This window comes from Cytobacillus oceanisediminis (assembly GCF_004366035.1).
Lineage (GTDB): Bacteria > Bacillota > Bacilli > Bacillales > Cytobacillaceae > Cytobacillus > Cytobacillus oceanisediminis_C.
The window spans coordinates 33,542-52,913 of record NZ_SOEE01000001.1 but is presented as its reverse complement, the minus strand read 5'-3'; the positions used below and the strand labels follow the sequence as shown (position 1 = coordinate 52,913).

The following is a 19,372-nucleotide window of genomic DNA, read 5'->3' as shown; positions in this document are numbered from 1 at the left end:
TCCTGTTATAGAAAATGGGTATATAAAGCATTCATCTTTCCCACAATGATAGTAAACTTTACTATAAGCAGCGCAGGGGTGATTTGCTTGAAGAATATAATGATTGTTTTTTTATTGGCTGCAGCCATCCTGTCCGGCTGTACTTCCTATCAGCAAAAAGAAGATCGCAATGAGGTAAGGCAGTATTCTGCACCTGATGAGGCCGAAAAGGAAGATAAAGAGCCATCAGCTATTGGAAAAGAAACGAAAAACTTTTTGCTGATTGGTGTGGACAGCAGGGGAGAAGAGGATTCACGTTCAGATGCTATTCTTCTAGCCAGTTATGTACCTTCAGGAGAATCGATTAAATTGGTGTCTTTAATGAGGGACAGCTATGTAAAAATTCCTGATTATGAATATATGTACAGCAAACTGAATCATGCTTATTATATAGGCGGCAAGGATTTATTAAAGGATACAATAGAACAAAACTTCGGAGTCCGAATCGATCATACAGCAATTATCGATTTTAAGGGATTTACAAAAATGCTTGATTCCATTGCCCCGGAGGGAATTGAAGTGGAAGTCAGTTCTGCAATGATTGACGATATGGGATTGGATTTGGATCCTGGCAGGCAAAAACTTAAGGGGAGCGACCTTTTATCGTATGTTAGATTTCGCCATGATGGACAAAGTGATTTTGGGAGAGTGGACAGGCAGCAGGAAATTTTGATAGAGCTTAAAGATGAAGTGATGAATCAATTCTCTTCACCTGCCGGTTTGGCAAGATTTCCTGAAGTGATCAGCCAGGCATTGAAATACGTTGAAACTGACTTAAAGTTTGAGGATGCAATAGCCTTAGGTGTTTCATTTTTAATGGACCCTGTTACTGATATTGAAACACTGAGGGTGCCGATTACAGACAGTTTTGAAAATAAAACATATGAGCATGCCGGATCGGTTCTCCAGCTGGATTTTGAAGAAAACTCAGAAGCACTTAAGCAGTTTTTGAAGGCTGATAAAGAATAGTTACGAAAATAAGCCAAAGCGATTTAAGAAAGTAAATGAGGAGCCGTTGGGGCTCCTCATTTACTTTTTCTGCAGACAGCAATTCCAAAAGGGTAGTGTTTGCCTTCCCTTTTCGGTTCAATAAGAACACTTCTCTGATAATAAAATTCCGTCTCCCCGTATGACTTAAACAGATCGGTGAATTCATCTTCAGTCAGCTGATGATAATGGAATGGCTCTCTTGTTGGTTTTCCCCTTCCAGCGCCGAATGGAGTGGATAAAATGAGAGTCCCCCCAGGCTTTAGCATCTTATAAAGGCTGTTAAGAAATATTTCTTCTGATGCCAGGTGTTCAAGCGTTTCAAAGCTCGTTATTACATCAAAGAATCCTAATTGATCTGGGAGGACTTCATCTTCTGCATTGGCTTTTACATATTGCACGAGAGGATGATAATGGTACTGTCTGGCATATTTCAGTGTATCTTCATCAACGTCCACTGCGATAATTTCATTGATTTCTTTTTTCTTGGCTTTTGCCATGATTTTTGAGCCGTACCCCGTTCCGCAGGCAATATCAAGGACTCTTCCTCTGGCATAATAAAGGGCAAAATAGTAACGCGCCAAATGTTCCAGAAGCATTCCATTTGTAATCGGCATTAACTCCGGTATGATTCTTTCTCCGGTATTTTCGAGCATATTAACTCCACCATCCTTATTAGAGATTATAGCAAATATGGCTTATGGTTTGTATGGACTGATAAAATCATATACAATGTGTCATTAGACAGGATAGCTATAAAGAGGTGATCCTTTGAAGCAGATAGTGGAACTTAATGAGCAGACCCGCAATCAAATATCAGTTATAGAACAAAAGTGTGAAAAGCTTGCTGAAAAACTTCTTAATAACTATAAAACAGACTTTCAAACCGGCGGGGAAAATCTGGTAGTGGACCTGATCAGAACCATTAAAGGCCGAGGTGCATCAGAAAATGATGTATTTAAAGTTGACTATGAGTCCATTTTGGAATTGGGAATTGAAACGGAAGATGATTTTTTTCCAAATGCATATATTCCCATCTGGAAATGCAAACAGGAAATGTTTCATTCCGTGGGTTACTTAACAAATCTGGATATTGATTCAATAGAGAAGAAAATGATGATTATGATTGAAGAAATGCTTGCAGACCGTGAAGAAGGGGAAAAATATGAATAAAACAGAAATATATATATTATCAGGCTTTCTTGGGAGCGGGAAGACTACACTTCTTAAGCAGCTGCTCCAGGATGAAAAAAAGCAAGGCAGGAAAGTGGCAGTCATGATGAACGAGCTGGGGAAAGTATCAATTGACTCGGACGTGGTCGATGAAGATGTACCATTAAAGGAGCTGCTTGATGGATGCATATGCTGTACAATCTCAGATAAGCTGGAAGCTCAGCTTCAGGAATTATTGATGGTTGATAAGCCGGAAGCGATCTATATTGAAACAACAGGCGCTGCTCATCCCATAGAAGTTCTGGATAGCATCCTTTCCCCGCTCTTTGCAGATCGAATGCTGGTAAAAGGAATTCTTTCAGTTGTTGATGGTCCAAGGTGGCTTAATCGAAAGCTGTTAAGCCCGCAGATTCAGCAGCTATTAATTGAGCAGGTGAGGCATGCGGATTTAATTATTTTAAATAAAGCAGATGATCTTACAGAAGCGGAACAGGCCAGGCTTACAATGGAGGTACAGGGGCTAAATAGCCATGCTTTCAGCATCTTAACATCGTACTCAAAGATCGCTGTGAAGCAGGTGAGAGGTATGACTTCCGGGAAAAAGAGCCCGGCTTCCATCTCACATGTTTTTTCTGACCTAAGCCTGAGCACTTTTGTTTATCAGTTTCAAAAACCTGTAAATCAGTCTGAATTTGAGGACTTTCTACGAGGCCTCCCTGATACTGTTTACAGAATAAAAGGATATTTGAAACTGAATTCATCACAGTATCCGCTGCTGTTTCAGTATTCTTATGGAATGCCGCTGTATATGCAGGAAAACATGAATTTGCCCTTGAATATGGTATTTATAGGAGAAAATCTTGACTGGGAAGATATGAAGAAAAGATTAAATGCCTTAGAAGGTATTAATTAAAGATAAGAAAAATCGTACTCTAATTGTGCGATTTTTTTATTTCTTCATATGAATGAAAAAAACCTGTTTTTGGGAAACTCAATATATAATGCTGAACCGAAAAAACATAAAAAATGAGTGGAACTTATGAAAACAATACACGCAATCATTATTTTTATTGTTCTTTTTGCTGCAGGAGCCATACACACTGCTGCAGCGGAAGAGGGGATAAGCTGGCAAATTGAGATGATCCCTTGGGAAGAAGTAAATGGGATATTGCCTAAATACAGTAAATTTACTGTCCTGGATGTTGAAACAGGCAAGAAGTTTAAAGTTCAAAGACGAGCCGGCAGCCATCATGCAGATGTACAGCCCTTAGACGCAAAAGAAACAAAAGTAATGAAAAGCATTTATGGAGGAAAATGGAGCTGGAAGAGGCGAGCAATCATTGTTATTAATGGCAATCAGTGGATTGCCGCTTCTATGCATGGAATGCCCCATGGAGGCGGTGCACTGAAAAACAACTTTCCCGGCCACTTCTGTATTCATTTTTATGGCAGTACCACCCACCGTACCAATTACATGGATTTATCACACAAGCTGATGATATTAAAAGCAGCAGGAAAACTTGATGGATATCTCTATAAAGCAAATCCATATGAAGTGATCAGTGCATTCATGGCTGGATTAAAACAGCAGGATTCCAAGATCGTACAGCCCATTTCCCTTCAGCCCTTGCCATGGAATCAAATCCTGCCCATCATAGAAAATGTACGGCTGAGTGCGATGCCTGTTTTTCCTGCTGAGGATTTGACAGGCGAGCTGAGCCTGGAAGTGCCGGTAGAAGTAGACTGGTTTATAAAGAACCGCGGCAGACTGCATTTTAGGGGCAGCATCTATCTTGTGCGCTATTCACAGGCTGACCCATGGAAAGTGGACAATAAAAGATTCTTTAAGGAGAATAAGTTAGTGAACGAATAAAAGCTTGAGAATAAAATCTCAAGCTTTTATTCGTTTTCAGCAAGACTACTGTTTTTCGCCAAATTTGATGAATGTGCGTTCGTCTTCCACAAGTCCGCATGCAGCACACTGTACCCTCTTGTCGGGGCCTTTATAAGGCATATGAAAGGGGGACAGCTGTTCACTGCTGTACTCTTCCAATACATTCCCTGTCTGGGGATCCATTTTAATGGATTGAGGCACCTGCTGAATAATATTGAATCGGCTTCTGTTGGTTTTACAGTTTGGACACCGATAAGGTGAATTCATTAATCATTCTCCTTTCTGGCATATTAGCTATATTTTTTGCATTTATAAAATTATTTATGTAAAAATACATTTAAGGAAATATAATGGTTCCTGTTTTGGAAGGGATGTGGCAGTAATGAGTCCAGACTATGAAAAGCTTCTGAATGAATACCGGAAGCTTTGGAATAACCGGAAACTCGAAGAGGATCATAATGCTGAAATGATATTGAAGGAAGCAATCTCCAGGGAATTAAAGGATGAAAATTCCCATCCTAGAGTCCGTAAGACAATCTATGAAAAATTCTACCTTGCGGTTAAGAGAATTACACAGTCAGACTTGAATGAAACATCAAAAAACGCACTTATCCAAATGCATATCAATGAATGTGAATGTTTGAAATAGGAAGGGTAAAGCTTCCTATTTTTTTTGAATTCAGCAGGTTTTCTTTAGGTTTCAAGATCCTTTCACATTTATCACACAATATTAAGGTAAGATGAAGGTAAGATAGTCATAAGGAGAAATGGTATGTCAAAAAATAAATATTGGTTTTTCTTATTATTGATAATAGCAGCCATTCTTACTTCCTGCTCAGAAAAGAGCCAGCCTGCAATTCCAGAAGATATAACTTTTGCTGCTACAGTGAATATCAAGGATATGACCATATCCTTTGTAGACTTGACTAAGAAGGAGCTGGCGGCAGAGTGGATTATGGAAAAACCTTATACAGGGGCTTTGATTTTCCCGGACAATGATTCCATACTTCTTTATGGAAAACAGCTGGAGACGGCAGATCAATATTCCTTAAAGGAAGGAAAACTGATTGATAGCTGGGAGACAGGAGAAGGTATTGTCAACGGCATCCTGCTTGAAACAAATGAAATAGCTTTTGCAGATCAAAACTTGAACAAAATAAGGTTCTTTAATTTAAATGGAGAGGAGGAAAAACAGGTCGAGACCGAAAGAGATCCGCTTACCCTCCTTGAATCCTCTGCAGAGAAAAAGTTATTTGTCCTAAGCTTTAACCATGAGAAACTGGGAATTATCGATCTTGAGTCAAAAGAAAAAAGCGGGGAATTTACAATCCATCCTTTAGCAGCCGGTGCCTGGCTTAATGAGAAAAGCGGTGAAATCTGGATTGGCGGACATGGAGAAGGTGTTGAAATTGAACAGAATATCCATGTGTATGATACTGAAACAGGGGAGTTAAAGAAGAGAATTCAGGCTCCTTCGATGCCGATTAATTTTCTTGGACAAGAAAATCATGTATATGTCTTAAGCCATGGTTCAAATATGTTATATAAAATTAATGAATCAGGGGAAGAAGCTGCCACTGTCTCAGTTGCAGCAAATCCCTTTGAAATGGCTTTTGCAAATGATATGCTTTTGGTCGCCGGTTATGACAGCAATGATTTACATATACTAGAGCCAAAAAATTTAAAAACGCTTAAAAATATTAAGGTTGGAGAGGGCCCTTTTAAAATAGTCATTAGGGAGAGTGTGAAATGACATGCTGAATATCCTGATAATAGATGATGAAGCAGATATGAGGCATCTGATTGAAATGTACCTGGGGAATTCAGGATTTACATGCTTTTCAGCAGAAAGCGGCTTTGAAGCATATGGCATACTTGAAAATAATGTGATGGACTTAGTTATTCTGGATATAATGATGCCGGGTGAAGATGGATTTGAAGTATGTTCTCGAATCAGGGAAAAATCAAATGTGCCAATTATATTTCTCTCTGCCAAGGGAGAGGAATGGGATAAGGTGAAAGCCCTGCAGTTAGGAGGGGATGACTATATTGTCAAACCGTTCAGTCCTGGAGAACTTATTGCCAGAATGAATGCTGTTCTCCGAAGAACGGGCGGATTAAAAAGTGACATGGATTCTATACAAGTTGGAAAGATCACAATTGACAAAAAAGCAAGGAAAGTCTCAGTTGCGGGGAAGCAGGTCACGCTTACTCTTAAAGAATATGAATTGCTTCTATTTTTTATTGAACATAAAAACCAGGCATTAAGCAGGGAGCAGCTGCTTGAATATATATGGGGCATCGATTATACAGGAAGTTTAAGAACAGTGGATACTCATATAAAAACGCTGAGAATGAAGCTGGGGGTTGGGGACTATATCCAAACAGTCTGGGGAGTAGGCTATAAATTCGAGGTGCCAAGTGAATGAAATTCCTGACCAATAGCCTGGCAAAAAAAATGTGGCTGACTGTGACAGCCGCGATTATCATTACGATCTTATATTCCTACTTTCTATCTTATTTATTTTATGAAAAAATTTATGTGGAAAATGTAAGGGAATCCCTGCTTACTGAAGGGAGGAGTTTGTCTTCAGAATACAAGGGGGGCCCTTTGACAGAGGATCTCAGGGAAAAAATCGATTGGTATAATTCAAAAGCAGAAACAGAGGTTTTTATTGTCAGTAATCCTAGAGAGCTTAGTGCCTGTCTGCCTTTTGAAATTGACTATCAGACTCTAATTGGTGAAGAAGAACGCGAAGAGCTGCTAAAAGGCAGTGCAGTTGAAAAATTGGGCTATGAAAAAAGGTTTGACCGAAAGATTATGGGTGTCATTATTCCGCTTCTTGATGATAATCGGCTGCAGGGCATAATATATTTATATGTTCCCCTGGCAAAAATTTCAGAGATTACCCAGGATTTTGCGTATCTATGGTTTGCTGCCGCGTTGATTTTTACGGTTATCAGCATCATTTTAGGTACCATGCTGGTTAAAAAACTGACAAAGCCCCTATTGGATATGAAGGATGCAGCTGACCATGTTTCAAAGGGGTACTATGATATTCATTTAAACATTGATTCGAAGGACGAAATTGGCCAGCTGGCAAGTGCATTTAATCATATGTCCTCGTCTATACAAAAAGAAGACGAAAAGAAAAAGGATTTTCTGGCAAACGTATCGCATGAGTTAAGAACCCCCATTAGCTATGTAAAGGGCTACAGTGAAGCACTCATTTCCGAGATGGCAGAATCTGAGGAGGACAGGCAAAAATATTTGCAGCTGATAATTAGAGAGTCAAAAAGGATGGAACGTTTGGTGGGAGACCTGCTTGATTTATCTAAGCTTGAATCTGACGAATACAAACTCGAAAAAATGCCCCTGCCTTTGGGACAGCTTATTGAGGATGCTATTGAAAAATACAAGCCTATCCTCCGCGAAAAGAATTTGGATTTACAATACCGCCTGGATCCTGAAGTAATCATCAACGGGGATGAAGGCAGAATTGAGCAGATCATCCAAAATATTATGGACAATTCTATTCGGTATACAGGAGAAGGCAGAATCAGAATCCTTTTATCTCAAGAGAAAGATAAATGCGTGATTGAAATAGAGGATACAGGAATTGGAATTTCTGAAGAACATTTAAGCAAGATTAAACACAGGTTTTATAGAGTGAATAAGGGCAGAACGAGGTCAGATGGCGGTACAGGACTTGGTCTTGCGATTGCAGAAAAGCTTGTTAAGCTCCATCAGGGTGAGCTGACTGTTTTAAGTGAATTAAATAAAGGTACGACGGTAAAAATCGTGCTGCCGCTGTTCGAAATAAGGTAAGATAAAGGAGATTTGTATGAAGAAGCTACTAAATATTTGGCTCCCAGTAATGTTCATGGTAAGCCTGACAGCCTGCAGCAATAATAATGCAGCTGAGGAAGAACCGCAATTCCTGGAAGTCGAATTATCGATTAATCCTGAAAAAGCAAAAGCAAATGAGCCGGTAGTTTTTGAAGCAAAAGTTACATATGGGGAAGAAGAGGTCACGGATGCAGACGAAGTAAAGTTTGAAATCTGGAGAGCAAATGCGGAAGAACATGAAAAAATACTTGTTGAACACGCTGAAAACGGGATTTATCGTCTCGAGAAAACCTTCGAAGAAGAAGGAACCTACTATATATACTCACACGTAACTGCACGAAGGATGCATAATATGCCTAAAAAAGAATTTGTTATCGGCCAGCCTAGTGAACCTGAAAAAGAATCAGTCAGCCCCGAAAAGGAAAATATGGAAGACAATGATGATAGCAGCCATTAAAAAGCAGCAATGGCTGCTTTTTGTTTTGGCACCGTGTAATTCTCAAAAAACTTTTCCTTTGGGGGCATAAATACCCAAATTAGGGCACATATACCTATAACATTTGTTACAATGGTGTAATAAAAGTAAAGAATAATGTCAGACTAAAAACCTGTCAACAGTGATGTTTTAGTATATAAATGGTATTTGTTCAGAGCGGCTTCCACTAAAGAGAAAAAAATCCAATCATTCAATTACCCAGTTATGAATATCCCTAAACCTTTTAATATAAGGATTCATGAAAAGCTGCAGTCCTAATTTAACTAGATTAAAAGTCTCTGAGGTGTCCTGAATTCAGGTATTTGTTAAATCTGTCCAAAAATATTACGAAAAACCCTGTGATATGATGATTGTGCAAGTCACACAGCACCACACAACAAAGAAAACAAACACAGGGAGGATTTATATACATGAATAAGAAAGTTATTTACTCAGTAGCAGCGGCAGCAGCATTACTAGTATCAGCACCAGGAGCTAACCAAGCGGACGCAGCTTCAAATTGTCCTACTCCTGAACAAGCTAAAAAAATGGTAGTTTCTCAATCTGGTAACTTAAGCCAGGAACAAATCAATAGCATTCTTCAAAAATACCTTAATAACTACAATATTAATTGGGGAAATGTTCAAGTAAATAAACAGGAAGTTCAGAAGCCTGCAGCACCAGTACAGCAGCCTGCGAAAGCACAGGCTCCAGCACAGCAGCCTGCGAAAGCACAGGCTCCAGCACAGCAGCAGGCACCTGCACAACAGCAGCAAGCACCTGCTGAGCAGACAAAAGAAGCGGCACCTGCAACTTCTGAAGTAAGTGCGTACGAGAAAAAAGTACTTGAATTAACTAACCAGGAACGTGCAAAAGCAGGAGTGCCTGCACTTAAATTGGATGTAGAATTAAGCAAAGTTGCTCGTGAAAAGTCACGTGATATGCAGTCTAAAGGATATTTTGACCATAACAGCCCAACTTACGGTTCACCATTTGATATGATGAAGCAATTCGGTATCTCATACACTACAGCAGGAGAAAACATTGCTATGGGCCAACAGTCTCCTGAAGAAGTTGTACAAGCTTGGATGAATAGTGAAGGCCACCGTAAAAACATCATGAATGCAAACTTCACGCATCTTGGTGTAGGCCATGTTGCTGACGGCAACTACTGGACTCAAATGTTCATTGGCAAATAATATGTGATGGAGTGAAAGGCAGCCTTTTTAGGCTGTCTTTTTTTGTTTTGCACTGTCACCTGAATAATGTCGTTTACGTAATGATTCAATTATAGTATTTACTTGGACTCTATGTATGTATTCAATCCTTCATAGGAACATTAGTAAAAGACACTAAAATCAGAAGCAACAGGTGATTTGAATGGATATTAGAAAAGGAACAAAAGAAGATTTGAAAAAAATTATGGACATCGTCCAGCAGACTGTTAACATTATGGCATCCGAGGGAAATGACCAATGGAACCGGACTTATCCCCAGGATCAGGACTTTTTAGCTGATATTGAAGCAGGCAATTTGCACACGGCCATTTTTGATGGAAAAGTTGCAGGTTCCATTACTGTCGATCAAACTCAGGCTGAGGAATATAAAAGTGCCTTTTGGAGAAAAGATGAGCCGTGTTTTGTATTTCACCGTCTGGCAGTAGATCCAGAGATCAGAGGTGAGGGAATTGCGAGCAAGTTAATTATTTTTGCTGAAGAACATGCAGTCAGTAAAGGGATTCCGTATATGAGAACCGATACATACTCGCTGAATACAAAGGCTCAAAGATTATTTGAAAAAAACGGATATGTCAAAGCAGGTACAATCTTCATGGATCGGGACAACCCTTTTTATTGTTATGATAAACTGCTGGATTAAGGCTTTTCTTCACTCTTTACAAAAATGGGTATTTTTTCTTCCTCTTGGAGTAAGATGGGGAGAGAAATGGAAAGTATCCCATTTTCGAATGACGTTTCGATTGAATATTTATCAACGGGCATAGGGAGGGTCAGCACTTTTTCAAAGGACCTGCTATGTCTTTCTTTCAGAAAATAGCGCAAGTGCTGATGAAATGAAGAACATTTTCCTTTGATAATTAGTTCATTTCGTATGAGAGATACTTTTATGTCATTTTTGCATACTCCGGGGAGCTCTGCTTCAATTTTGATATCCCCATTGCACTCATACATGTCACATCGCGGATAAATATCCTGATTAGATAGAAAACGATTGATTTTTTCCTGTTCCAGTCCTGAAAAGGAATGTTTTTTATTGTGACTGGATTTCTCAGACGATATAAAGGTGTCCCAGAAATCCTGGTTTTGATACTGGGAGGACATTTTTATTAAATCTTTCCATTTTTCCAGCTCCATTAAGATGCCCCCTTTATAATATTTCCGTTACATCAATTTCCGAAAATTGCATATCAACGTTTTTAGGTATTTTTATCTCCATATACCCCTCTTTGCAGCTGGCTGATGATCCTTTCTTTCTGACAATAGCAGGGAGGGTTAGGATATGCTTATCGTCTTTTTCAGGAATATGTTCAATAATCATTTGGTTGGATGTGTGGTAAAGTTTCATTTCTTTTAACCAGTCCTCGTTTTTGATGGGGAATCTCACAAAAACATAATCATGTGTTTCAAAGACGGATGCATTCAGCGGTGAAGAATGTGGCTGGTGATTAGTTCCAGTGGCTGCTGTATTAAAGCCTTTCATAAAATCTGGTGTTCCGCTCATTTCCTGCATATTTTGAGGAAACATTTGCCCCATGATATTTCGGACATATTTATCAATATCCTCCGGTTTCATTTGATGGGGAGGATTTTTCATATCTTTATTAAATGGAAAAAGGTTCCATGGAAACATCCTTCTCATCCTTTCCATGCTAAACTGCCGGTAAGGCTAATGATTCTTCACTATGTCATATATTCTATGCGGAAAAACGCCTATCCGTTAATAAAGGATCTTTAAGATTTGCACAGCCCCTGTAGCCGAAGGTGAAAAAAGTTTCTTATTATTTGCATTAATACACTGTAATTACTAGTATATTGGTATTGATGTATATAAAAATTATTAAGTACTGAGGGGTAATTTTGTGAGAAATAAAGCAGCTTTAATAACGGGAGGAGCAACAGGGATCGGGAAAAGAACGGCGTATGTGCTTGCCGAAAAAGGCATCGATCTGGTGATCAATTACCGTAGCAGTCAAAAGGAAGCTGTCTCATTATGCCGGGAACTGACCAAAAAATATGGAACTAAAAATATTGCTTTGCAGGGAGATATTTCAATACCGGCAGAATGTGTGAAGATGTCAGAAGCTGCTTTTAATGAATTCCCAGTAATCGATATAGTCATTCATAATGCAGGCCCTTACGTGCATGAAAGAATAGAGATGATGGAATATACCTTCGAACAATGGAATTATCTGATTAATGGTAATTTAAATGCAGTATTTTATTTATCCAAGCTGTTTATCCCGAAAATGCGTGAAGCTGGATGGGGAAGGATTATTACAATTGGCTTTGATCGTGTAGAGTCAGCTTCCGGCTGGATATACCGCTCCGCTTTTGCGGCTGCGAAAACGGGTGCTGCGTCTTTGACGAAATCCATTGCACTTGAAGAGGCCAGGAATGGAATTACCGCGAATATGGTTTGTCCAGGAGATATCGTCGGTGAATGGAAGGAAAAGAAAATTGAAGAAGCTGCAGAGGTTCAGGAAAATGCCTCACCAGTCGGAAGACCGGGAACAGGTGAGGATATTGCCCGAGTAATCAGCTTTCTGACCGATAAAAAATCCGATTTTATTACAGGCAGTATTATCCCGGTTACAGGGGGCAAAGACGTTCTTGGAAAAATATTCCAGTAATAAACTTATAAATGGCAGAAGAACGGAATTCTTCTGCCATTTTTTAAACTTTCATGGATGCTGGGTATTTTTTGTTTTGAAGATAAATCAGCCTGCCTGTTAAAGTAATGGCGCCAGCTGCAAGTCCTGTAATTAAGCCGATCCAATAACCATATGCCCCCCAGTTTGTATGATTGGCTAGATAATAGCCAAAGGGCAGTCCGATAATCCAATAAGAAATAAGTGACATAATAAAGGTGACGTTTACGTCCTTATACCCCCTTAACGCTCCCTGGACAGGTGCCTGAATAGCATCTGAAAGCTGAAAGAACATGGCATAGATTAAAAAGTTGGCCGTCAATTTTAATACATCGCTGTCTTTTGTATAAATAGATGCAACTTCTTTTGGAAAAGCCAAAAGGATGGCTGCACAAATTAATGCCATAATTACGGCAATGCCTACTCCGATCCAGCTGTACTCTTTAGCATCATTATAACGTGCAGCTCCTGATTCAAATCCTACCACAATTGTTAATGCCATTGAGATGCTGAGCGGTATCATATAAAGAAGCGATGCAAAATTGAGGGCAATCTGATGAGCGGCGATAACGGCTGTTTCGAATGTACTCATTAATAAAGTAACTGCTGAGAAAATGCTAGTTTCGAAAAAGATCGATAAGCCAATCGGGATGCCAATTATTAGAATTTCTTTCCATTTGCTGATTGAAACGGCATGCAAATTCCTGAAAACTCCATAATTCGAGAATGGAGAATTTTTATGAATAATAAAAAATGAAATAAGCATGATCAGCCAGTAAGTAATAGAAGAAGCATAACCTGCACCTGCTCCTCCGAGTTCCGGAAGTCCCCATTTGCCATATATAAGCATATAGTTAAACACAGCATTGATCGGCAGTGAAAGAAGAGTAATAATCATACTCACCCTAGTCTTACCAAGAGCGTCAATAAACGACCTTAATACATTGTAGACAAACAGGGGAATCAATCCAGTGCTTAAGGCTGCAAGGTAGTTGAAAGCTGTGTCATGGACCCTGTTTTCGAGATTCATTCCACTTAAGATTGGGTTTAAGGAGAGTGCTCCTCCGGCAAATACAAGGACGGCCATAATGATGGATAGATAAACACCCTGAATGACAGAAAAGGAAACTTCTTTACTCTGTTTCTTTGCTCCCACCAAGTGGGACACGATCGGTGTAACAGCAAGGAGTATGCCGCTAAGACCGGTGAACACGGGAACCCAAAGTGAGGATCCAATCGCTACGCCTGCCAGGTCCTGTGAATTATAGCGGCCGGTCATTAAGGTATCAATAAATGTCATGGAGTACATCGCCAGCTGGGTTACTAGTATTGGAATTAAAATCACCAGCAGCTGTTGCAGCTTTTGTTTTTTGTTATATGTCTGATTCATGATTCTTTCCTCTTTCTTTAAAGTGACTAGAGAATTATATCATACTAAAGAGAGGCCGGTGCAAAGCAGGCCTTCATCCTGGAAAAAACAGATACAGTAATCTGAACAAATCGATACAACGAAGTGTTTCAATTATGTGAACTTTTGAATAACGGGAATAAAAATCCTTCCATCGGCGAGTATAAATATTAAAGCAGCCATTTTCAAAACTCGACTGAAGGAGGCAGAATGATGAGCTTCAATATAAATAGGATTAATCCAAATCAGACTCAAGTTTCATTCGTGGACGGGCATTTTGAAACACTTACAAATGAAGAGCTGGAAGAATTGCTGTCCCAGTACGGAATAAGAGAAAAAACAGATGAACCGGAATCCAATATTATCAATTGAAAGAATATAAAAAGCACTTGCCTGTATGCAAGTGCTTTGCGTTATTATTAAGCCTCCAGTAATTGGGACGATTCTTGGACTGCTGCTCCATGACGCATTACATGAAGATTGTATAGATCTTTTGGGATCTCATATAAATTGTAAATATCTCCATTGGCATTCAGCTGATCATAAACAGACTTTCTCGTTTCATTTGCAAGAATGACATAAGGCAGCTTTTCTGCAGCTTTTTGCGAGCGGATATTTTCCTTGCGGATCCGCATAAAGATTGTTTCAATGCCGGTTTCAAAAAAGAGCTCTTCAAAGAAAGCATCTTTTGCTAATTTGTTATAGCCCTTGCCATGATAGGGCTTGCCAAGCCATGTTCCTAAGAAGCCGGCATTGTCCTGGATGTCATACAAATTGATCGTCCCAATCGGAGTGCCCCATTCATCAAGAATTGTGCGTGAAATCAATTCACAGCGTTCTTCTGCTTCGATTGTCTGCTTTGTAATAAACATAAACTCATCATAACAATTGGCTTTTTGGCGAACAAAAGGGAAGACATCAGGGTGCGTCATTAAATCAAATAAAGCATGGCAGTCGTGAAGATCACGTTTCTTGAGCATAGGATATCCCTCCAATTGAGGGCAGTCCTACTCCATGCCAAATAGAGCCATCGGTCCACCCTCGAAATTTTTTATTATGCTGCTAAAAAATTTCGGGGTGGGAATCGAACCCACTAGAACCAGATAACTGGTGGCGCACCATTTGCCTTCCCTATTACTATCGTTTCCGATATTAGATTGTCTGTCATAAAGAAGCAAAATTTTCACTTCACTTTAGGTATAATACTAAAAAAAAATCAAAAAGGAAATAGGTTTTTTGATTATTTTTTTTGCGATTTTATGTCAAATTACACCAGCGATATTCGACACGATTTCACGATTCCCTGAACACAAAATTTCCGCCTATCATTGTCCATTTCGGCTTGGAAAGAAAGTGAAATGGGTGATGGTTCCACAAAACTAAATCGGCATCTTTTCCTTCCTCGATGCTCCCAAGCCGATTATCGATCCTGAGGTTTTTTGCCGGCAGAATGGTGATTCCTTCTAAGGCCTTTTGTTCGGATAGGCCTTCCCGGACTGCAATAGCTGCACACATATTTAAATACTGCACAGGTGTATAAGGATGATCTGTAGTGATGGAAACTTCAACACCATGCTGTGTCAGCTGCTGATACGTTTTCCAGGTTTTGTTTTTTAGCTCCACTTTGGACCTTCTTGTTAAAGTGGGCCCGACTGATACCTTTAAATTCAGCCCTTCCAATTCGTCCGCAATTAAATGGCCTTCTGTACAATGTTCGATCCGAAGATCCAGATTGAATTCTTCTGCAAAGCGGATAGCAGAAATGATATCATCTGCCCGATGCGCGTGGATCCTGACGGGAATTTCTCTTTTAAGTGCTTTTACAAGCGGTGCGAACCTTAAAGAATCAGGGTTATCGCACTGTAAAGCCTCATAAAAGGCTTCCCTCAGCATTCCCATTATCCCCATTCTTGTAATTGAATCCTTGTTGCCATGGCTGTGAATCCGTTTTGGATTTTCTCCAAGGGCAATCTTAAGTCCGGCTGTTTCCTGGATAATCATTTTGCTGATATTTTTCCCTGCAGTCTTAATAACAGAAGTAGTTCCCCCAATTACATTGGCGCTGCCTGGCATGATATGGGCAGTTGTGATGCCATATTTCACAGCATCAGTAAAAGCCGGATCAAGAGGATATACTCCATCCATCGCTCGAATGTGCGGGCTTAGCGGTTCAATTGTTTCGTTGGCATCATTGCCTGCCCATCCGGTGCCTTCATCATACAGGCCCAAATGAGTATGAACATCTATGAAGCCCGGAAGCAGGTGATGGCTATGGCAGTCAATAATTTTTACATTTGAATCAGACTTTAAGTTCTTGCCTGTCTTTAATATCTTTCCGTTCTCTACTAAGACATCCCCATGAAAAGCAGGGGAAGCAACAGGGTAAATGAATGCGTTTTTTAATAAAGTTTTCATCTCATGGTCTCGTCCTTTAATCCTGTAGTATTTGCTTTATTTTACAAAAATGAAAAGAAAGGGTGAACATTTTCTGATTGAACAAATAAAAAAGTGTAAAATGATTATTCTACACTTTTGAGTAATAAACTGATTTAAGTTATGTTAACTTTTCCGCGTTTTGTAAAAAAAATAGAACACTCCCGAACCCATCGCGATGACTATGATCGGCAATATAAATGGTTTTGCATATTCTTTGATGTCTCTCCAGTGGTCACCGAGTTCCATTCCCAATAATAAAAAGAGAACCGTCCATGGCACCATGGCTGCTATTGTATATACTGTAAAGACTGATAATGGCATTTTGGCTATTCCCGCAGGGATGGATATGGCATGACGTATGACAGGAATAAATCTTGCCGTAAAGATCACCCCGGTTCCATACTTTTCAAACCATTTCTCTGATGCATCTAAATGCTTTTTTTGAATAAGTAAATATTTTCCATATTTATCGAGAACAGGTCTTCCTCCGTACGCGCCAAGCCAGTAAAGAAACAGCTGAGCTAATGTTCCGCCTGCAATCCCCGCAAACAAGGCACCTGTAAAATGGATGTCTCCGGTGCTGACTAAAAAGCCGCCGTAGCTCAGGACAATTTCGCTTGGTATCACCTCAACCATTAAACCAAGTGCAATGCCGGCATAACCCAGCTGGGAAAGTATTTCAAAAATGCTGGCAATAATCTCTTCCATTCTGATACCTCCCCATTAGAAGTTTAAAAAATCCCGGTCATTTGCAGGAATATAATGGTGAACCCTAATATCCAAACGTATACAGCAAATATCTTTAAGGATTTTCGTTTCAGAAAATTAATCATCCAAACGACTGCTGCATAGCCAAAGAGTGCTGAAGACAAAGTTGCCATTAACATACTTCCAAGGGTTATGGCTTCTGTGTGACCGGACATCAATTCCCCAAATTGCATAACAATGCCGCCTGCGATGGCTGGAATGGACAGCAGAAAGGAAAAATATGCAGCTGTTTCCCTGTCGAGCTTTCTGAAGAGGCCTGCTGCAATGGTTAATCCGGATCTGGAGACTGCTGGAAAGATGGCTGCTGCCTGAAAGGTGCCGATAAACAGGGCATCTCCATACGTGATGCTGTCCATCTTTTTTGCACCTTTCTTAGCACCATCAGCAATCCAGAGTATGAACCCCGTAAATAGAAATTCCCAGCCGATTGTAACCCCGGATTTTGAAATTGAATCAAACATGTCACTCAGCAGCAGCCCAACAATTACAGCTGGAATCGTTCCGACTATCAGAAGGATAGATAGCTTGCCAAATGGCTTCTTTACAATTTGAAGCAATTCATTTTTGTATACGACAAGGACTGCCAGTAAAGTTCCTATATGCAGCATTGTATCTAGGAAGAGGCCTGCCTCATCAAGCCCAAATAGATGTCTCCCCAAATATAAATGTCCTGTACTGGATATAGGCAGGAACTCGGTAAGCCCCTGTATGATTCCCAGAATGAAAGCCTCCAGCTTTGACATCATCTATATATCACCTTCCTAAGCAGGTAAAAAATTAGGCAAAGTCATGGCGCAATGCCTGTCTCTAACATTTGTATTCAAGTTGTCCTAATCAAGAACTTGAAATTAAGGTTTTACGGATTTTAGGGAAGGATGCAAAAATTAAAAAATACATGAAACCTTTTAAAACGAATAACGTAAATAATATAGAAGAAATCATAATATATATTTGAGGATTATTAGGAGGAAACAGAATGAATGATTATAAAGTGCCTTCCAATGATGAAAGGCTTTTAGCAGCAGCCATCTATGTAACCAGCTTTTTTACAACTTTTATCGGACCGCTGGTCATTTGGCTCTTAAAAAAGAATGACTCGGAGTTTGTGGATTATCATGGCAAGGAATATTTGAATTTTTTAATTTCCTATACGATTTACAGTGTCATCAGTGTTGTGCTCATGATCATCTTAATTGGAGTGATTACTATTTGGATCGTGGGAATCCTTGCTTTCATCTTCACGATAGTAGCTGCTGTTAAAGCGTATGAAGGCAAGGAGTACAGAATACCACTAGTTTTCAGGATTTTAAAGTAACGAAACAGAGCCCAGGGCCGTTGCCACTGGGCTTTTTTTCATGGATAATTAATTCTGCAGAGCTTTTAGTTATAAAGTACACGGGGTGAAGTAATGAATAGACTTGATAACAAACAAAGGATGCTCAAGCTTATGGAGATTCTAAGAGAGCAGACTGATGAAGAAAATGAATATACACTTGACGATATAACTGAACGCTTTAAAAAGGAATATGGACCGGATGTGAAATTAAACAAAAACTCACTGAGGGACGATATTGAGCACCTGATTGAAGCAAAATTCGATATTACCATCAACCAGGAAAAAGAGGGAATGCCGAAGTTCTACAGCCATCAATACCGTCTATTCGAGCTTTATGAATTGCGTATGCTGATTGATGCCGTTGCTTCTGCACGCTTCATCACGAAAGATGAGACGAAACAGCTGATCCGGAAAATTAAAAAGCTGACAAGCAGTCATCATGCCAAAAAGCTGCATAATGAAATTTTGATCGATTCCTCTGTAAAAAGTGAAAGCAAACTGGTTCGGCTGGCTATCAATGATTTGCATGAAGCCATTTCCGAGCGGAGAATCGTCACATTTCAATATGGAAGATATAATCTTAACAAGGAATTTGTTTTAAGCCACAATGGAGGGCAATACAGGGTCAAGCCGCTGGCGCTCACCTGGGTAAATGATTTTTATTATTTAATAGCCTATTACTTTGCTAAAGAGGAAATCCGCCATTACCGGATTGACCGTCTGCGCAATGTAAATATAACGGAAGAACAGTTCGCATATGAACCCTTTGATGTATCCAGGTATGTGAGCTCAACCTTTCATATGTATGCCGGCTCTGAAGAGTGGATAAAAATCCGGTTCCATAACGATCTGATCAACGTGATCATTGATAAATTCGGGCGGGATGCAGACATAAGAAAGCTTGATGAAAACCATTTCGTATTAACAGCAAAAGCCATTGTGAGTGATGGTCTAGTCAAATGGCTCCTCAACTGGGGTAACCAGGCGAAGGTACTCTCGCCGTCCTCACTAATTGATCAAGTAACAAACGAAATCAGCAATATGATGTCTGTTTATGAAAAAGAAACAGATTAACCCCTTCCTTATTCTATTAAACTTTAAAGCGCTCCATTATTGGGGT

The 19,372-nt window shown here is 39.7% G+C and carries 24 protein-coding genes; 15 read left to right on the top strand and 9 right to left on the bottom strand.

Going from position 1 to position 19,372, the window contains the following annotated elements; translation table 11 throughout:
* Positions 1-78: 78 nt before the first annotated feature.
* Positions 79-1,008 (top strand): LCP family protein, encoded by a 930-nt coding sequence (locus tag DFO72_RS00295; protein WP_395858211.1) that lies wholly within the window; start codon positions 79-81, stop codon positions 1,006-1,008.
* A gap of 56 nt (positions 1,009-1,064) precedes the next feature.
* On the opposite strand, the gene DFO72_RS00290 is transcribed toward DFO72_RS00295, so the two are convergent.
* Entirely contained in the window at positions 1,065-1,682 is a 618-nt protein-coding gene (locus DFO72_RS00290; protein WP_113885415.1) for a class I SAM-dependent methyltransferase, read from the bottom strand.
* 115 nt (positions 1,683-1,797) lie between these two features.
* On the opposite strand from DFO72_RS00290, the gene DFO72_RS00285 reads away from it, so the two are divergent.
* The 3 genes from DFO72_RS00285 to DFO72_RS00275 all read left to right on the top strand — a co-directional run bounded on the left by DFO72_RS00285 (position 1,798) and on the right by DFO72_RS00275 (position 4,072).
* Entirely contained in the window at positions 1,798-2,199 is a 402-nt protein-coding gene (locus DFO72_RS00285) for a hypothetical protein (RefSeq protein ID WP_113885414.1), read from the top strand.
* Positions 2,192-3,112 (top strand): CobW family GTP-binding protein, encoded by a 921-nt coding sequence (locus tag DFO72_RS00280; RefSeq protein WP_113885413.1) that lies wholly within the window; start codon positions 2,192-2,194, stop codon positions 3,110-3,112. The genes DFO72_RS00285 and DFO72_RS00280 overlap by 8 nt, the downstream gene beginning before the upstream one ends.
* A 126-nt stretch (positions 3,113-3,238) precedes the next feature.
* A complete protein-coding gene (locus DFO72_RS00275) occupies positions 3,239-4,072 on the top strand; it encodes a hypothetical protein (protein WP_113885412.1) in 834 nt (277 codons plus the stop codon).
* A gap of 45 nt (positions 4,073-4,117) precedes the next feature.
* Here DFO72_RS00275 and DFO72_RS00270 read toward each other — a convergent pair whose 3' ends face one another.
* Positions 4,118-4,360, bottom strand: coding sequence for a hypothetical protein (locus tag DFO72_RS00270; RefSeq protein WP_009332565.1), 243 nt, complete (start codon positions 4,358-4,360; stop codon positions 4,118-4,120).
* A 115-nt stretch (positions 4,361-4,475) separates the two neighbouring features.
* Here DFO72_RS00270 and DFO72_RS00265 point away from each other — a divergent pair, with 115 nt between their 5' ends.
* From DFO72_RS00265 to DFO72_RS00235, 7 genes are all read left to right on the top strand, one after another.
* Entirely contained in the window at positions 4,476-4,742 is a 267-nt protein-coding gene (locus DFO72_RS00265) for a hypothetical protein (RefSeq protein WP_113885411.1), read from the top strand.
* Positions 4,743-4,865: 123 nt separating this feature from the next.
* Entirely contained in the window at positions 4,866-5,846 is a 981-nt protein-coding gene (locus DFO72_RS00260; protein ID WP_113885410.1) for a WD40 repeat domain-containing protein, read from the top strand.
* Position 5,847: 1 nt separating this feature from the next.
* On the top strand, positions 5,848-6,522 hold the full coding sequence (locus tag DFO72_RS00255) for a response regulator transcription factor (RefSeq protein WP_113885409.1): 675 nt from the start codon (positions 5,848-5,850) through the stop codon (positions 6,520-6,522).
* Positions 6,519-7,922 carry a sensor histidine kinase gene (locus DFO72_RS00250; RefSeq protein ID WP_113885408.1) on the top strand — a complete coding sequence of 468 codons (1,404 nt, stop codon included), beginning with the start codon at positions 6,519-6,521 and terminating at the stop codon, positions 7,920-7,922. Before DFO72_RS00255 ends, DFO72_RS00250 begins: the two co-directional genes overlap by 4 nt.
* Before the next feature lie 16 nt (positions 7,923-7,938).
* Positions 7,939-8,400: a FixH family protein gene (locus DFO72_RS00245; protein WP_113885407.1), complete on the top strand. Its 462-nt coding sequence runs from the start codon at positions 7,939-7,941 to the stop codon at positions 8,398-8,400.
* Positions 8,401-8,849: 449 nt separating this feature from the next.
* The gene (locus DFO72_RS00240; RefSeq protein ID WP_113885406.1) at positions 8,850-9,617 is read left to right on the top strand and encodes a CAP domain-containing protein; all 768 of its coding nucleotides are present in this window, start codon (positions 8,850-8,852) and stop codon (positions 9,615-9,617) included.
* Positions 9,618-9,798: 181 nt separating this feature from the next.
* Positions 9,799-10,296 carry a GNAT family N-acetyltransferase gene (locus DFO72_RS00235; RefSeq protein WP_113885405.1) on the top strand — a complete coding sequence of 166 codons (498 nt, stop codon included), beginning with the start codon at positions 9,799-9,801 and terminating at the stop codon, positions 10,294-10,296.
* Here the strand turns inward: DFO72_RS00235 and DFO72_RS00230 are convergent.
* Positions 10,293-10,790, bottom strand: a complete 498-nt coding sequence (locus DFO72_RS00230; RefSeq protein ID WP_113885404.1) for an Hsp20/alpha crystallin family protein — start codon at positions 10,788-10,790, stop codon at positions 10,293-10,295. The genes DFO72_RS00235 and DFO72_RS00230 overlap by 4 nt on opposite strands.
* 13 nt (positions 10,791-10,803) lie before the next feature.
* Positions 10,804-11,286: an Hsp20/alpha crystallin family protein gene (locus DFO72_RS00225; RefSeq protein ID WP_113885403.1), complete on the bottom strand. Its 483-nt coding sequence runs from the start codon at positions 11,284-11,286 to the stop codon at positions 10,804-10,806.
* A gap of 229 nt (positions 11,287-11,515) precedes the next feature.
* On the opposite strand from DFO72_RS00225, the gene DFO72_RS00220 reads away from it, so the two are divergent.
* Positions 11,516-12,286, top strand: a complete 771-nt coding sequence (locus DFO72_RS00220) for an SDR family oxidoreductase (protein ID WP_113885402.1) — start codon at positions 11,516-11,518, stop codon at positions 12,284-12,286.
* A 43-nt stretch (positions 12,287-12,329) separates the two neighbouring features.
* Here the strand turns inward: DFO72_RS00220 and DFO72_RS00215 are convergent, their stop codons facing one another.
* Positions 12,330-13,694 carry an MATE family efflux transporter gene (locus DFO72_RS00215; protein ID WP_113885401.1) on the bottom strand — a complete coding sequence of 455 codons (1,365 nt, stop codon included), beginning with the start codon at positions 13,692-13,694 and terminating at the stop codon, positions 12,330-12,332.
* Positions 13,695-13,922: 228 nt separating this feature from the next.
* Here DFO72_RS00215 and DFO72_RS29185 point away from each other — a divergent pair, with 228 nt between their 5' ends.
* The gene (locus tag DFO72_RS29185; RefSeq protein ID WP_166672393.1) at positions 13,923-14,084 is read left to right on the top strand and encodes a hypothetical protein; all 162 of its coding nucleotides are present in this window, start codon (positions 13,923-13,925) and stop codon (positions 14,082-14,084) included.
* A gap of 47 nt (positions 14,085-14,131) precedes the next feature.
* Here DFO72_RS29185 and DFO72_RS00210 read toward each other — a convergent pair whose 3' ends face one another.
* The 4 genes from DFO72_RS00210 to DFO72_RS00195 all read right to left on the bottom strand — a co-directional run bounded on the left by DFO72_RS00210 (position 14,132) and on the right by DFO72_RS00195 (position 17,659).
* On the bottom strand, positions 14,132-14,692 hold the full coding sequence (locus DFO72_RS00210) for a GNAT family N-acetyltransferase (protein WP_113885400.1): 561 nt from the start codon (positions 14,690-14,692) through the stop codon (positions 14,132-14,134).
* A 313-nt stretch (positions 14,693-15,005) separates the two neighbouring features.
* On the bottom strand, positions 15,006-16,127 hold the full coding sequence (locus tag DFO72_RS00205; RefSeq protein ID WP_113885399.1) for an amidohydrolase: 1,122 nt from the start codon (positions 16,125-16,127) through the stop codon (positions 15,006-15,008).
* Between the two features lie 144 nt (positions 16,128-16,271).
* A complete protein-coding gene (locus DFO72_RS00200) occupies positions 16,272-16,856 on the bottom strand; it encodes a DedA family protein (RefSeq protein WP_113885398.1) in 585 nt (194 codons plus the stop codon).
* A gap of 23 nt (positions 16,857-16,879) precedes the next feature.
* Positions 16,880-17,659 (bottom strand): undecaprenyl-diphosphate phosphatase, encoded by a 780-nt coding sequence (locus DFO72_RS00195; protein ID WP_166672415.1) that lies wholly within the window; start codon positions 17,657-17,659, stop codon positions 16,880-16,882.
* Positions 17,660-17,892: 233 nt separating this feature from the next.
* Here DFO72_RS00195 and DFO72_RS00190 point away from each other — a divergent pair, with 233 nt between their 5' ends.
* Positions 17,893-18,231 (top strand): DUF4870 domain-containing protein, encoded by a 339-nt coding sequence (locus tag DFO72_RS00190; protein ID WP_113885396.1) that lies wholly within the window; start codon positions 17,893-17,895, stop codon positions 18,229-18,231.
* 93 nt (positions 18,232-18,324) lie between these two features.
* On the top strand, positions 18,325-19,326 hold the full coding sequence (locus tag DFO72_RS00185; RefSeq protein ID WP_113885395.1) for a helix-turn-helix transcriptional regulator: 1,002 nt from the start codon (positions 18,325-18,327) through the stop codon (positions 19,324-19,326).
* The last annotated feature ends 46 nt before the right edge of the window (positions 19,327-19,372 follow it).

Coding starts and splice junctions, on each gene's coding strand:
- DFO72_RS00290 (WP_113885415.1), bottom strand. CDS start 1,682: ATGCTCGAAAATACCGGAGAAAGAATCATACCGGAGTTAATGCCGATT.
- DFO72_RS00280 (WP_113885413.1), top strand. CDS start 2,192: ATGAATAAAACAGAAATATATATATTATCAGGCTTTCTTGGGAGCGGG.
- DFO72_RS00275 (WP_113885412.1), top strand. CDS start 3,239: ATGAAAACAATACACGCAATCATTATTTTTATTGTTCTTTTTGCTGCA.
- DFO72_RS00270 (WP_009332565.1), bottom strand. CDS start 4,360: ATGAATTCACCTTATCGGTGTCCAAACTGTAAAACCAACAGAAGCCGA.
- DFO72_RS00265 (WP_113885411.1), top strand. CDS start 4,476: ATGAGTCCAGACTATGAAAAGCTTCTGAATGAATACCGGAAGCTTTGG.
- DFO72_RS00260 (WP_113885410.1), top strand. CDS start 4,866: ATGTCAAAAAATAAATATTGGTTTTTCTTATTATTGATAATAGCAGCC.
- DFO72_RS00255 (WP_113885409.1), top strand. CDS start 5,848: ATGCTGAATATCCTGATAATAGATGATGAAGCAGATATGAGGCATCTG.
- DFO72_RS00250 (WP_113885408.1), top strand. CDS start 6,519: ATGAAATTCCTGACCAATAGCCTGGCAAAAAAAATGTGGCTGACTGTG.
- DFO72_RS00245 (WP_113885407.1), top strand. CDS start 7,939: ATGAAGAAGCTACTAAATATTTGGCTCCCAGTAATGTTCATGGTAAGC.
- DFO72_RS00240 (WP_113885406.1), top strand. CDS start 8,850: ATGAATAAGAAAGTTATTTACTCAGTAGCAGCGGCAGCAGCATTACTA.
- DFO72_RS00235 (WP_113885405.1), top strand. CDS start 9,799: ATGGATATTAGAAAAGGAACAAAAGAAGATTTGAAAAAAATTATGGAC.
- DFO72_RS00230 (WP_113885404.1), bottom strand. CDS start 10,790: ATGGAGCTGGAAAAATGGAAAGATTTAATAAAAATGTCCTCCCAGTAT.
- DFO72_RS00225 (WP_113885403.1), bottom strand. CDS start 11,286: ATGTTTCCATGGAACCTTTTTCCATTTAATAAAGATATGAAAAATCCT.
- DFO72_RS00215 (WP_113885401.1), bottom strand. CDS start 13,694: ATGAATCAGACATATAACAAAAAACAAAAGCTGCAACAGCTGCTGGTG.
- DFO72_RS29185 (WP_166672393.1), top strand. CDS start 13,923: ATGATGAGCTTCAATATAAATAGGATTAATCCAAATCAGACTCAAGTT.
- DFO72_RS00210 (WP_113885400.1), bottom strand. CDS start 14,692: ATGCTCAAGAAACGTGATCTTCACGACTGCCATGCTTTATTTGATTTA.
- DFO72_RS00205 (WP_113885399.1), bottom strand. CDS start 16,127: ATGAAAACTTTATTAAAAAACGCATTCATTTACCCTGTTGCTTCCCCT.
- DFO72_RS00200 (WP_113885398.1), bottom strand. CDS start 16,856: ATGGAAGAGATTATTGCCAGCATTTTTGAAATACTTTCCCAGCTGGGT.
- DFO72_RS00195 (WP_166672415.1), bottom strand. CDS start 17,659: ATGTCAAAGCTGGAGGCTTTCATTCTGGGAATCATACAGGGGCTTACC.
- DFO72_RS00190 (WP_113885396.1), top strand. CDS start 17,893: ATGAATGATTATAAAGTGCCTTCCAATGATGAAAGGCTTTTAGCAGCA.
- DFO72_RS00185 (WP_113885395.1), top strand. CDS start 18,325: ATGAATAGACTTGATAACAAACAAAGGATGCTCAAGCTTATGGAGATT.